Annotated in this window: 11 protein-coding genes; 2 read left to right on the plus strand and 9 right to left on the minus strand. The window is 60.1% G+C overall.

Annotated features, from left to right (window positions below; genetic code table 11):
• Position 1: 1 nt before the first annotated feature.
• The 3 genes from AC1DV9_RS02045 to melA form a co-directional block, all read right to left on the minus strand.
• Positions 2 to 1,009 (minus strand): ABC transporter permease, encoded by a 1,008-nt coding sequence (locus AC1DV9_RS02045; RefSeq protein ID WP_112514527.1) that lies wholly within the window; start codon positions 1,007 to 1,009, stop codon positions 2 to 4.
• A 118-nt stretch (positions 1,010 to 1,127) separates the two neighbouring features.
• On the minus strand, positions 1,128 to 3,215 hold the full coding sequence (locus tag AC1DV9_RS02050) for an ABC transporter substrate-binding protein (RefSeq protein ID WP_112515236.1): 2,088 nt from the start codon (positions 3,213 to 3,215) through the stop codon (positions 1,128 to 1,130).
• Between the two features lie 124 nt (positions 3,216 to 3,339).
• Positions 3,340 to 4,806, minus strand: a complete 1,467-nt coding sequence (gene melA / locus AC1DV9_RS02055) for an alpha-galactosidase (protein ID WP_477945886.1) — start codon at positions 4,804 to 4,806, stop codon at positions 3,340 to 3,342.
• 213 nt (positions 4,807 to 5,019) lie between these two features.
• Between melA and AC1DV9_RS02060 the strand changes: the two genes are divergently transcribed.
• Together AC1DV9_RS02060 and AC1DV9_RS02065 are read left to right on the plus strand one after the other, a co-directional pair.
• Positions 5,020 to 5,895 carry an AraC family ligand binding domain-containing protein gene (locus AC1DV9_RS02060; RefSeq protein WP_442208540.1) on the plus strand — a complete coding sequence of 292 codons (876 nt, stop codon included), beginning with the start codon at positions 5,020 to 5,022 and terminating at the stop codon, positions 5,893 to 5,895.
• Positions 5,896 to 5,962: 67 nt separating this feature from the next.
• A complete protein-coding gene (locus AC1DV9_RS02065; protein WP_112444142.1) occupies positions 5,963 to 6,262 on the plus strand; it encodes a YkgJ family cysteine cluster protein in 300 nt (99 codons plus the stop codon).
• A 31-nt stretch (positions 6,263 to 6,293) separates the two neighbouring features.
• Here AC1DV9_RS02065 and AC1DV9_RS02070 read toward each other — a convergent pair whose 3' ends face one another.
• The 6 genes from AC1DV9_RS02070 to arfA all read right to left on the minus strand — a co-directional run bounded on the left by AC1DV9_RS02070 (position 6,294) and on the right by arfA (position 13,222).
• Positions 6,294 to 7,217, minus strand: coding sequence for an ArsR/SmtB family transcription factor (locus AC1DV9_RS02070; protein WP_112388666.1), 924 nt, complete (start codon positions 7,215 to 7,217; stop codon positions 6,294 to 6,296).
• A gap of 167 nt (positions 7,218 to 7,384) precedes the next feature.
• Complete coding sequence (locus tag AC1DV9_RS02075; RefSeq protein ID WP_112388667.1) at positions 7,385 to 8,209, minus strand: carbohydrate ABC transporter permease; 825 nt, start codon at positions 8,207 to 8,209, stop codon at positions 7,385 to 7,387.
• Between the two features lies 1 nt (position 8,210).
• Positions 8,211 to 9,095 carry a carbohydrate ABC transporter permease gene (locus AC1DV9_RS02080; protein ID WP_405049558.1) on the minus strand — a complete coding sequence of 295 codons (885 nt, stop codon included), beginning with the start codon at positions 9,093 to 9,095 and terminating at the stop codon, positions 8,211 to 8,213.
• 50 nt (positions 9,096 to 9,145) lie between these two features.
• Positions 9,146 to 10,414, minus strand: coding sequence for an ABC transporter substrate-binding protein (locus AC1DV9_RS02085; protein ID WP_112444144.1), 1,269 nt, complete (start codon positions 10,412 to 10,414; stop codon positions 9,146 to 9,148).
• 139 nt (positions 10,415 to 10,553) lie between these two features.
• Positions 10,554 to 11,639 carry an ABC transporter ATP-binding protein gene (locus AC1DV9_RS02090; protein ID WP_112388669.1) on the minus strand — a complete coding sequence of 362 codons (1,086 nt, stop codon included), beginning with the start codon at positions 11,637 to 11,639 and terminating at the stop codon, positions 10,554 to 10,556.
• A gap of 62 nt (positions 11,640 to 11,701) precedes the next feature.
• Positions 11,702 to 13,222: an arabinosylfuranosidase ArfA gene (gene arfA, locus AC1DV9_RS02095; protein WP_112514521.1), complete on the minus strand. Its 1,521-nt coding sequence runs from the start codon at positions 13,220 to 13,222 to the stop codon at positions 11,702 to 11,704.
• Between the last annotated feature and the right edge of the window lie 178 nt (positions 13,223 to 13,400).

The raw sequence follows: 13,400 nt of genomic DNA on the forward strand, positions 1-13,400 counted from the left end.
CTCAGGCTCCTCCGTACTGACGGACGCGGGGATCAAGCAGCGCCAGCAGCATGTCGGCGATGATGTTGCCGACGATCAGCGTTGCCGAGAGAACCAGCATGAAGGTGGCGGTGACATAGACGTCGCCGATCGCCATGGAGCCGACGATGGCGGGGCCGACGGTCGGCAGCGAGAAGATGATCGCCGTCTCGATTTCGCCGGTCAGCATGTAGGGAAGCACGACACCCTGATACATGACGAGCGGATGCAGCGCATTCGGAACGGCATGACGCAACACGACGGCACTGCCGGACAATCCCTTGGCGCGCGCGGTTTCGACATATTGGGCGTTCAGCGTATCCAGCAGATTGCCGCGCATGACGCGCATGTTGTAGGCGAGGCCGCCGAAGGTGGCGATGGCAACGACCGGCCAGACATGGCTGACGAGATCCATGAATTTCGCCCAGGACCACGGCGCTCCGCCATATTGCGGCGAAAAGAAGCTGCCGATCTCGGTGACGTTGAACTGGAAGACCAGGAGATAGACGATGATCAGCGCCATCAGAAAGCGCGGCACGGTCATGCCGAGGAAGGAGATGCCGGACAGCAGGCTGTCGATCCACGTGTACTGGCGGGTTGCCGCCCAGATGCCGAAACTGATGCCGAGGATCGATGCGAAGATGTGGCAGACCAGGGCCAGCGCCAGGGTGCGCGGCAGTCGCTCGGCGACGACATCGGCGACTGGCTTGTTGTAGAACATGCTGTAGCCGAAATCGCCTTCCGTGATGATGCCCTTCATCCAGTTCACGTACTGGATGACCATCGGCTTATCGAGGCCATGTTCGACGCGGTAGGCCTGGGCCTGCGCATCTGCCTGTGCGAAGGAAGCACCGCTTTGATTGATCAGCTGTGAGCGGATGTAATCTGCGTAGTCGCCGGGCGGCGCCTGAATGATCGCAAATGTCACCACACTCAGAATGAAGAGGACGGGGATCGCCGAGGCGATGCGCATGAGCAGGAATCGTAGCATCGGACGGTTCGCTTCTCCTTGCCGCCAGTCGCTCGTCTCTAGCGCGGCCGGCTTGTTGATTATGCCCGGCCGCGCGCAGCACGCGCGGCCGGAAGCTCATTCGGTTGGGAGGGAGCTCTTAGTTGATCGGACCCTTGTCTCCGGGCTTGCCGGGCAGCTGCTGCGGGAACAGCTCGTATTTGCCCTGCTTGTCGGCGGCCACCCACAGACGCTCGCGGATGACGGAGTCTTCAGCCCAGTTGAACATGAAGATCGGCGTACCCTGCGGGACGTTGGAGAACCGCTTGTTGACGATCAGGGCGCCCGGATATTCCGTCAGACCGACGGTATCGACATTCTCGGTCGCGACCTTCTGATACTGCTTCATCAGATCGACGCGCTCGTCGTTGTTCTGGCTCGCCTGGAACTTGGTGACGAGATCGACCAGCTTTTCTTCGTAAGGCATCAGATCGACCTTGCCATCCTTGCCGGCGCGATGCTGCCAGCTGGTGCGTGGACCGATCGGAGCCAGCTGCTCGGTGTTCTGCACCACGGAAGCCAGTTCCGGCGTGTTGCGCTGGATCAGCCAGTCGAAGCGGCCGCCGTAATGGGCATCGTCACGCTTCGGACCGTCGAGGGCATTGATGATGACCTTGATACCGAGCTTTTCCATCTGCCCGACGACGCCTTCTGCAAGGCTCTTGTCGGTGGCGTAGCCGTTGTTGACCAGCAGCACGACCTCGACATCCTTGCCGTCGGCCGTTCCGGCCGGGAAGTTCACGAAGCCGTCGCCATCGGTATCCTTCAGGCCGGCCTTGGCGAGCAGCGCCTTGGCGCCTGCCAGATCGTAGGGATAGTAGACCGTGGAATTGCGGTCGTAGAAGCTCGTGCCCGAGGACAGGCCACCCGGATAGATCGCGGTGAACGGACCCTTGACCAGCGAGTCGCCGATGGCCTTGCGATCGACCGCCATGGTGACCGCCTTGCGGAAGTCCTCGTTGCGGTTCAGCTCGCGGATCGCTTCGCCACGCGCATCGGGATCGCCCCAGCCGTTGGCGGAGAGGTTCATGCGCAGGTTATAGCCGATCAGGCGCGGACCGAAAGCGAGACGCGCCGGAGCGGTCTTTTCGGCGGCACGCTTCAGCGATGCCACGAAATTCTCAGGCTGTTCGAGGTTCGAGAAGTCGCCCGAGCCGGCCACGGCCTGAACGTCACGGTCAGCCCAGGTCGAGAGCTTGTAGTGCAGCTCGTTGAGGTAAGGCAGCTGATTGCCCTTCTCGTCGACCTTCCAGTAATACGGGTTGCGGCGCATGACGATGATATCGTCAGGACGATATTCCACCGGCACCCAGGCACCCATGACAGGCATGTTCATGAATTCGGGCGGAAAGGCATTCTTGAACTGGTCGTAGGTGTTCTTCGAATATTTCGGGTGCTGCGGCTTCAGGATATGCGACGGGCCCGGGCAGAAATTCGGGTAAGCCATCGTGTAGAGATACTGCTTCGGGAAGGCCTCCTTGAAGGTCCATTCCACCGTGTAGTCATCTACTTTGGTGAGCGTCGTTCCCTCGCCGAAAGCCTCAGGCGATGCACCGCCGCCGAGCGGCGAGACGTTCGGGTCGACGACTTCGTCTTCCCAGTAGAACATGATGTCGTCGGCATTGAACGGCGCGCCGTCAGACCACTTGGCACCTTCGACCAGATGCATGGTCAGCTTGTGACCGTCGGCCGACCATTCCCAGCCCTTGGCCAGATTCGGCAACGGCTCGGTATCCTTGGCCTCGACCTGGAAGAGCGGCGCGGTGCGCGTCAGGCACTCGGAGAGGCCGATATCGATACCGCCCCAGCCCTGCGTCTGGCCGGCGCCATAGTTCCAGCCTTCCGGACGGCCACCGATGACATGACGCATCGTGTCGCCATAGACGCCGATACCGTCAGGCATGTTCGCGGTCTTGAAGACCAGCGGCTCCTTCGGGAGGCGATCCTTGACGGCCGGAAGCTTACCGGTATCGACAAAGTTCTTTTTGACCCAATCCGGCTCGTTATAGGAAGGAAGCGCCTTGAACTCCTCGATGGAGTCTCGCGACACGTATTTTATCTTGCCTTCCGCCGGAAACGGCGGCGGCGCTGGCGGAGTGGTCGGCTCGGAAGCGTAGGCATTCAAGGCCGCGACTGAGACGCCAAGCGCCAGTCCAGCCAGGATGCCGATCTTACGGAAATTCGTCATCGTCTCTCCCTCTTGTTCCGGAGCGCTTGCAGGCGTCTCCGCTTCTCCTCTAGGAATGATGAAGCAAGCCTTCGCGCGGCGGCCTTCCTCCCGAAGGACCGCCGCGGCTTGCTTCACCGGAAAATCAGACCGCCTGCTTCAGCGCCGTCTTTTCGGCCCGAAGCTCTTCAATCGAGCGGACGTTGCGGCGCGCAGCCCCTGCCCATTCCTTCGTCTTGACCTTGCTGTTGGCCAGACGCTCCTTGGCGGCAGGCACGGCATGCGCATATTGCGGCAGCCAGCGGGCCTGGGCGACGACCATCTCATCGACCATCTGCCAGACCTCTTCCGGCGTCGAGACGGCGCCGACTAGAGGATCGTGCAGCACGGCGAGCTTCAGCAGGTCGATATCGCCGGTCACGGCCGCATGAACCGACATGCGCTGAACGTTGATCGATGCCATGCAGGTGGCGGCGCAGGCTTCCGGAATGGTGACGCCCGAGACCATGTTGATGCCGAAGCGGTCGACGAAGCCGGGCGACTCGATGATCGCGTCGGATGGCAGGTTGGTGATCACGCCATTGTTCTTGACGTTGAAGTGGCCACGATACACCCGGCCGGTTTCCAGCGCCTCAAGAATATGGCTCGCATGCTCGTTGGAGCGCTTGGCCGGATCGATCGGCTTTTCGGCCGAGGCGAGGAACTGCGGGAACTCGGTCTCGAACCAGTTGCGGGTCTCGGTCGAGTGGCGCAGGTAACCCCCGGTCTCGCCGTGGATCCAGTCGGACATGTCGATCCATTTGGTGATCTCTTCCGGCCGCTTGCGGTACCAGGGCAGGTATTCCGACAGGTGGCCGTTGCTTTCGGTCGAATAGACGCCGAAACGCTTGAGCACGTCGATGCGCAGCTTTTCCTGCTGCGAGAAGACCGGATGCGCCTCGAAGGCGGCAACCAGCTCGTCCTTGCCGATCTTGCGGCCGTTGAGCTTCAGATCGACGAACCATGTCTGATGGTTGATGCCGGAGCAGATGTAATCGAGCTCGGAGAGCGACTTGGCGCCGAGCACTTCGGCGATCTGTTCGGCACCATGCTGGACGCCGTGGCAGAGACCGACCGTGTCGACCTTGCCATACTCGATCGCCGCCCAGGTGTTCATCGCCATCGGGTTGGCATAATTCAGGAATTTTGCGCCCGGCTCGGCCAGCTCGCGGATATCCTTGCAGAAGTCGAGAATGACGGGGATGTTGCGCTGGCCATAGAGAATGCCGCCGGCGCAGATCGTATCGCCGACGCACTGGTCGATGCCGTATTTCAGCGGAATGCGGATATCGTCGGCATAGGCTTCCAGGCCGCCGACGCGCACGCAGCTGATGACATAGCGCGCACCGGAGATCGCCTCGCGGCGATCGGTTGTCGCCGTCACCTTGGTCGGCAGCTTGTTGGATTCGACGATCTTGTCGAGGATCGCCTTGATCATCTGCAGGTTATGCTCGCTGAGATCGGTCAGCGCGAATTCGATGTCCTTGAATTCAGGCACGCATAGGATATCGGTAAACAGCTTCTTGGTGAAGCCGACGCTGCCGGCTCCGATGATAGCGATTTTGAAACTCATGTCCTTCACCTCGGTCCGATCGAATGTTACGTAGAGAGAAGACAAGGGAGAACCAAGCCGCACGTTTGCACATGCAGGTGAAAACCACTGGAATTGAAACCTGTATTCCTCCCGGCCGTTCGTCCGGCCGCGATCTCTTCCTCTTATGCGAAGGGATTATGCGCATATTCGGCAGGGCGGCCAGAGAAGGATTATGCTTTCGAGGGTAATTTTGTGCTGCACGATTTGATCGCCAACGGACAGGCCATGCGGACCGTTTCGCTGCCCCGCGGACGCCAGAGGCTGCACGCCATGCCGACCAGTGCGGGCTACGAAGTTCGCGAGAACGAGACCTATGACTGGGACGGCCGCAAGCGCGGCCAGACGCCGTTTACGGTGCTGCAGCACACGATCAGCGGCAGCGGCCACCTGCGTTATCTGAACCGCAACTACAAGCTCCAGGGCGGCGACACGATGATGGTGCTGGTGCCGCACAATCACCGCTACTGGCTCGAAAAGGGCGAGCGCTGGGAGTATTTCTGGATCTCGATGAATGGCGACGAGACGTTGCGCATCCACAAGATGGTGCTGGCGCTTGCCGGTCCGGTGCTCAAACTGCAGCAATCTACCATCGATCATCTTGCCGATTGCAGCCTGCGCCTGGTCAAGGGTGCAACGACCCCCGGCTCGGCTTCGGCCATCGCCTATGAGGCGGCCATGGCGCTCTATGACGACGTCTTCGGTTCGCCGGCCTTCATCGCCGAGCAGAGCCTGATGCAGCCGGTGATCGACCATATCAACATGTATCTGGAAAAACCGCTCCCGGTCAGCGAGCTCGCCGCCATCGTCGGCCTAAGCCGCGCCCACTTCTCTCGCAGCTTTTCCGAAAGCGAGGGCATACCACCCGCGGAGTATGTCCTGCAGCAACGGCTGCAGCGCGCCGCCAAGCTGCTGACCAAGGCCGACTTCCTGCCGGTCAAAGAGGTGTCGATCATGTGCGGCTTCGAGGATGCTAACTATTTCGCAAAGGTCTTCCGCCGCGTCTACGGCATCACGCCCACGGAGTTCCGCACCACCGGCATGTATGCCAGCATCGGCCGCAGCCGGTAGGGCGCTATCTCGGATGTGATCGCCAAACCGCTGTCGATCCGCACCCGGTTTGTGATATGCCCTGCCCATGGACACACAAACAGACTTCGACTGCCAGACATGCGGCGCTTGCTGCTCGTTCTCGGCCGACTGGCCGCGCTTCTCGACCGAGTCGGATGCCGAGCTCGATCTGATACCGCTGAAATATGTGGCAGCCGATGAAGCGGGTATGCGCTGCGAAGGCAACCGGTGCTCCGCCCTGGTCGGCGAGATACGGTCGAAGACATCCTGCGCCATCTACGCCGTGCGGCCGCATGTCTGTCGCACCTGCAGCCCCGGAGACTTCGAATGTCTCTCCGCCCGCGAATTTTTCGGCATCGGCAACTGATCTTGAAAACCGCCGGCGCTGGCGCAAGCTGCTAGAAATAGATCGACATTATCAGGTCCTGATCGAAATCGCCGAAACCCTTGCCGAAGATGTTCATTCCGCCAGGATTGTCGGCCTTTTCGTCGATGCCGATGCGGAAGCGGATCGAGTGGTGATCGGCGATACCAAGCGAGGCAATAGTTTGCGTGGAGACCATGGCGCCGTCGATCCAGGTTCCGGTCTCGTCGATCGTCCAGGTCTTCAGCTTGCCATATTGAGAGCCCGAGAGCTTCCACCAGGCCGGCGAATACATCCCGCGACGGTCACCGAAATCGCCGGGAGAAGTCCAGTGCCCGGCCTTGATGCCGTTGACCCAGATGGAGATGTCGGACGGCCAGTTGGCGTTGGTGGCCGGCGTTTCGGAGCTGAGTTCGGCTGAGAACTCCACCTTGCGGATCTTCTTGCCCGAGACCTTGGCATTGTTCGGGAACTTGTATTCGACATAGCCGCGGGTGAACCAGAGGAGTGCCGCCTGCATGCGCTGCGGGTCGAGGAAAACTTCCTGCACATCGAGCATGCCGATGACGTTGTTGACCGAACAGAGGCCGCAGGGCGCACCCACCTCGAACTCGGTGAAGAGGCCGATCGGCATGCTGACGGTGACCACGTCCTCGCTCGCCTTTGTGCCATTGGCGCCAAAGCGGATCAGTATCTCGTCATAGATGCTGGAGCAGACCTTCTGGTTGCCCTTGCTCGCCTTCATCGTCTGCGTCTGGATGAGGCCCGCCTGCTCCAGCGCCTTCAGGTTGGTCGCCGTCGTCGATTGCGGCAAGCCCATCTGCGCCGCGATGTCGTTGACATTCAGCGGCCCCTTCTGGCGCAACAGGTTGAGGATCTCGATCCGCGTCGGAGACCCGAGTGCCTGGACGACATCGGCGTCCCGCATCGGATCGACGGTTAGAAGCTTAGTCTCCATATGATAATACTGGTTCTCCAGTCTTTCTTGTTGGTTTCAGCTGATATCATGGGCGCAGGCACTGTGTCGCTGCTCAAATTTTACTAGGGGCCGGTCCGCGCCTCGGGAGAACTCTCGCGGACCGGCAGGGGCCTTCTCACCTCGGCCCTGAAGCAATCTCATGCACGTCATCCCTTGATGCCGGACGAAAGCATCAACGCCTGCGTCACGCGTTTCTGGAACAGAAGGTACGCAAGTGCGACGGGCATCGCGGCCAGAATGGCGACCGCCATGTCGCGCGCATATTTGACGCCGAAGGCATCGCGGGTCTGGGTAATGCCGACGGTGATCGTCATCATGTCGTCGGAGTTGGTGACCAGGAACGGCCACAGGAAGGCGTTCCAGGCCATGATGTAGGTGATGATCGCCAGCGCCGTTGTTATCCCCCAGTTCAGGGGAAGATAGAGCTTGAAGAGGATCTGGAATTCGCCGCAGCCATCGAGCTTGGCAGCTTCGCGCAGCTCCTTAGGTACGGAATCGAAGAACTGCTTGTAGACGATGACGACGACGGGGACGATCAGCTGCGGCAGGATGATGCCGCCCCAGGTGTTGATCAGGTTCAGCTTGTGCATCAGCACGAATTGCGAAATCACCAGCGCCTGCGACGGCACCATGAAGCTCGCCAAGATGATGCCGTAAAGCAGCTTGCGGCCGGGGAAAACGATCTGCGACAGCGCGTAGGCACACATGACGCTGATCAGGATGACGACGATGGTGACCGTCACCGAGGTGACGATCGAATTCAGATACCAGGTCGGCAGCTTGGTTTCGAACAGCGCGTAGTAATAGCCCGAAAAGTTGAGCACATCGGGGATGAAGGTCGTCTTCGCCACCACCTCTTGCTCCGGCTTGATCGAGGTGACGACCGCCCAATAGATCGGGAAGGCCCACATGCAGGCGATCAGGAGCGTCAGGACGAGGAGCAGCACGTTGCCGATTGTTTTTCCGGGCATCCTAGCGCTCCCTCACACGTAGCAGCTGGTACTGCAGCACCGAGACGACGACGATGATCGCGAAGAGGATGACGGCAACCGCCGAACCCGTGCCGCCGTGGTTCGAGCGGAAGGCTTCGCGATAGACGAGCTGCAGCAGCACATAGGTGGAATTGAAAGGGCCGCCTTCGGTCAGCAGGTAGACCTGGTCGAAGATCTTCAGCTGCAGGATCAGTTGAAGGGTCAATACCAGCGCGGTAACCGGCCAGATCAGCGGCCAGGTGATGCGCTTGAAGCACTGCCAGCGCGTCGCGCCATCCAGCATCGCCGCCTCGTAATAGTCATGCGGAATGTTGCGCAACCCGGCGATGAACAGCAGCAGGTTGAAGCCATTGGTCCACCAGACAGTCACCAGCGCCACCATTGGCATCGCCCAGATGGGATCGCGGAAGACACTGACGCGTTTGCCGGTCACGGCTTCGATGACGAACTGGGCGATACCGAACTGCTGGTCAAGAACCCATTTCCAGATCTGGGTTACGACCGAAACGGGCAGGATATAGGGAATGAAGAAGAGTATCAGGATCAGGCTCTGCACCCAGCCCTTGAGACGCACCACCATCAGCGCCAGACCAAGTCCGATCAGCGTGTTCGGAATGACGGTCAGCACTACGAAATAGCCGGTGTTCCAGACCGAGGTGAAGAAGAGCTTCTGATGGAACAGCTTGACGTAATTGTCGAAGCCCACCCACTGGCCCTCGCCGATCAACGGAGCGTCCGTGAAGCTGAGCGCAAACATCTTATAGACAGGATAGGCAAAGACCGTCGCATAGGCGATCAGGAACGGCGCGATCATTGCCACCGCCGTCAGCGTCTTGCGCCGCTTCTCATTGTTGATCACAGGCATCTCCTTCGAAGCGAAGGCTGGCCGGAGAAAAATCTCCGGCCAGCAACGGCTTATTCCTGGCTCTTCAGCTCTTCGCGCATCTGATCGATGGCATCGGCCGGATCGAGCTGGCCGTTGAGCGCGGGAACCACGAAGTTCTGCGTTGCCTCGTAGATCGGACCGGCGACACCGGCGAGCTTCGAGACCGGGTCGAACACGGCGGTATCGGCAAGCTTCGCATAGGTGGCGTTCGGCTGCATTTCCTTGAATTCCTTGCTGTCGGTCACCGGCTTGAAGGCGGGGATATGACCGGCGCTGGCCCAGGAGATGCTGTGCTCGTTCATCCAGGCGATGATCTGCAGCACGGCCTTGAGTTTCTCAGGCGTGATCGGCTTGCTGTCGCTGTTCGGAACCGCGAAGGAGTGCGAGTCCGCCCAGGTCGCCTGCGTGCCCATCAGGTTCGGGATCTCGATCGCACCCCATTCGAAGCCGAGTTCGCCCTTCTTGGCGAGGTCGGTCATGGTCGGCACTTCCCAGACGCCGTTGACATGCATCGCAGCCTTGCCGGAGGTGAACAGCGCGATCGAGGCTTCGTAGGAGATCAGCTTCGGCGAATAGCCGGTCGAAACCCAGTTCGCCATGGTCTGCAGTGCCTTGACGCCGGCGTCACCGGGCAGAATCTCGTTGCCATCCATGAACTTGGCGCCCTGCTGGGCAATCAGCGTATAGAAGACGCGCCACATCGAGCCGCCTTCGTCCGTATGCAGCGACAGCGGATATTCGACCTTGCCGGTTGCCTTGATCTTCTCGAGCGCGGCATTGAAATTGTCGAGGCCATCGAGCCCCTTCGGCAACCCATCGTCGCCCAGCAGCCCGGCTTCCTTCAGGATGTTCTTGTTGTAGTAGAGAACGATCGAGTGGACGTCGAAGGGGATGCCGTAGACCTTGTTGTCAAAAGTGCCCTGCTTCCAGGCCGCATCGACGTAATTTTCCTTCTTGATGCCGGCAGAGGCCAGTTCCTCGTCGGTGAACGGCCGCAGGATGCCGGTCGGCACCGCCAGCGGATAGCGCGACATGTGATAGGTCATGATATCGGGCTGCTGGCCGACGGCGGCCGCCGTCTGCACCTTCGTATAGAAGGGCACGCCCCATTCCAGCGTCGTCGCGTTGATCTTGATATCGGGGTGGGTGTCGTTGAATTCCTTGATCAGCGCCTTCATGCGAACGCCGTCGCCGCCGCTCAGGAAGTCCCACCAGGTCACGTCTGTTTGCGCGAATGCGGCTGCCGAGGGCAGCAAGGCTATGGCCGCCGAAACGGCAAGTTTCACCAGTTTTCTCACGTCGGTTCCTCCTCAATAAAAGTGTTATTCATGGGCATCTCACGGCACGGGACATCCGTGGCCGCAGACCTCCTCCAAGGCCTGCGTCCCCCTTCCCGCATGTCTTCGCCGAGTTCCGGATTCCGTCCGGATTTCGGTATCAGCTGAGCCTTCCGCCTTCGGCATCGAAGGCCAGCATTTCAGGCACCCTCAGCGAGAGGGTGATCTTTTCCTTGGGCTGCGGCCGGCTTTCCCGACACTCGACCGTCATTTCGGCACCCGTTGCCGTCAGCACATGCAGATAGCCGGTGCCGCCCAGTTCCTCGGTAAACTCGGCCGTTACAGGTAGCGGCAATCCGCCTTCCGTCGCGCCGAGCCCGATATGCTCTGGCCGCACGCCGACATGGACGACGGCGCCGTTCGCGACAGGCGCCCGTGTCGGCAGATCGAAGGTCTTGCCCGGTGCGTCGTCGAGTTCGATCGTCGCCGAATTTTGGCCTGAAACGATGACCTTGCCCTTCAGGAAGTTCATGCCCGGCGAGCCGATGAAGCCGGCAACGAACATATTGGCGGGATCGCGGTAGAGATCGAGCGGCGCGCCGACCTGCTGCACGACACCGGCCTTGAGCACGACAATCTTGTCGGCCAGCGTCATCGCCTCGACCTGGTCATGGGTGACATAGACCATCGTCGCGCCGATCTGCCGGTGCAGTCGGGCGATCTCCATGCGCATCTTCACGCGCAGTTCCGCATCCAGATTGGAGAGCGGCTCGTCGAACAGGAAGACGCGCGGCTCACGCACGATCGCCCGGCCGATGGCGACGCGCTGGCGCTGGCCGCCGGAAAGCTGGCTTGGCTTGTGATTGAGATAGTCCTCGAGCCGCAGGATATCGGCCGCAGCCTTCACCTTCTGCTGGATCTCCGCCTTCGGTCGCTTGGCGATCGACAGGCTGAACCCCATGTTTTCGAAGACGGAGAGATGTGGATAAAGCGCATAGGACTGGAAGACCATGGCGACGCCGCGCTTCGACGCTTCGGTATGCGTGACGTCCTCGTCTTCGATGCTGATCTTGCCGCCGCTGGTTTCCTCCAGACCGGCGATCATCCTGAGCAGCGTCGACTTTCCGCAGCCCGACGGGCCGACGAAGACCGCGAACTCGCCCTGTTCGATCTCGATATCAACGCCATGGATGACCTTGAACGAGCCGAACGACTTGCTGACGTCAGTCAGTTTGATTCCAGACATGCATCCTCCCGATTGGCATTCCCATCTGGGCGGCCTCCTCCGCCGCCCGGATGACAATCAGCTCACGCCGCGGCGACGGAGAGCAGGATGAAGTGATAGGACTTGGCCGGCAGCGAACCGCTGAGCTTGCCTTCATCCGTGACCTGCAGCCCGGAACCGGCCTTGGGAACGATGCGGTTCTGATCTTCGACCGAGTTGCGCGCCTTCAGGTCGTCGCCGACCATGGTGTGATGCTGGAGGATTTTCGCGCCCTTGAAACCCTGCAGATCGACATCGAGATCCATCGCCTCGTCGAGGCTGCGGTTGATGGCGAAGACGGCGATCGTCTTGCCGTCTTCCTGCAGCACGGCCGAGAGGTCGAGATAGGGAACATCCTGCGCCACTTCGCAATCGTAAGTCGGGCCTGACGCAGAAACGTTCAGCGCCGTGCCGCGGCCGTATTTCGAGGCGAACTGCAGCGGGTAGTAGATCGACTGGCGCCAGGCCGGGCCGCCTGCCTTGGTCAGGATCGGGGCGATGACATTCACCAGCTGCGCCATGCAGGCGATCTTGACGCGGTCGGAGCGGCGGATGAAGACGTTGATCAGCGAGGCGACGAAGATGGCGTCCTCGAGATTGTAGAGCTCTTCGAGCAGCGGCGGCGCTTCCGGCCAATCCCAATTCTTGTAGCGCTGATCATCTTCCTTGCGGTCGTGATACCAGACGTTCCACTCGTCGAAGCAGATCTTGACGTCGCGCTTCGAGCGCTTCTTCGCCTTGATATAGTCGATGACGCCGCCGATGGTGACGATGTAGCGGTCGAGCTCGATCGCCTTGGCGTAATAGTTCAGCGTGTCGTTCTCTTCGTTGCCGAAATATTTGTGCAGCGAGATGTAATCGACGCTGTCGTAGCTGGCTTCGAGAACCGTCGCTTCCCATTCGGGATAGGACTTCATCTTGTCATTCGACGAGCCGCAGACCACCGTTTCGAGCGTCTTGTCGAAATATTTGAAGGCCTTGGAGACTTCGTTGGCGAGATGGCCATATTCGGCCGCCGTCTTGTGGCCGACCTGCCAGGGACCGTCGATCTCGTTCCCGAGGCACCAGATGCGAACATTGTGCGGATCCTTGTAGCCGTGCTTGGCGCGCAGGTCACTCCAGTAGGTGCCGCCCGGATGATTGCAATATTCGAGGAAGTTGCGGGCATCGTTCAGGCCGCGCGAACCGAGGTTCATCGCCAGCATCATTTCGGTTTTGGCGAGCTTCGACCAGTCGGCGAATTCGTTGACGCCCATCTGGTTGGTTTCGCGGGTCCGCCAGGCGAGATCGAGGCGCGTCGGGCGCTGGTCGCGCGGGCCGATGCCGTCTTCCCAATGATAGGCCGAGACGAAGTTGCCACCCGGATATCGCACGATCGGCATATCGAGATCACGCACCATATCAAGAACATCGGTACGGAAGCCATCCTTATCCGCTTTTTCATGACCCGGCTCATAAATGCCGGTGTAAACCGCCCGGCCCATATGCTCCAGGAATGAGCCATAGACGCGCTTGTCGACGGTCGAGATCGTGAATTCCCTGTTCAGGGTGGCTTTAGCCCGCATCGGTGTTCCTCAAAGTTTATTGAAACTGATTTTTTGCCACGCTATTCTGAGAGATTTTTTAAATCAAGCATTTTGTTTTATATCAAAAAATCAGATTTGAACGGCGGTAAACGCGACCTCTGTTGCGACAAAATGCCTGTATCGCTCAACTGCGGCAGAAGAGATTGCTGCAAGCCGC

It is taken from the genome of Rhizobium sp. 01L410 (genome assembly GCF_056400165.1).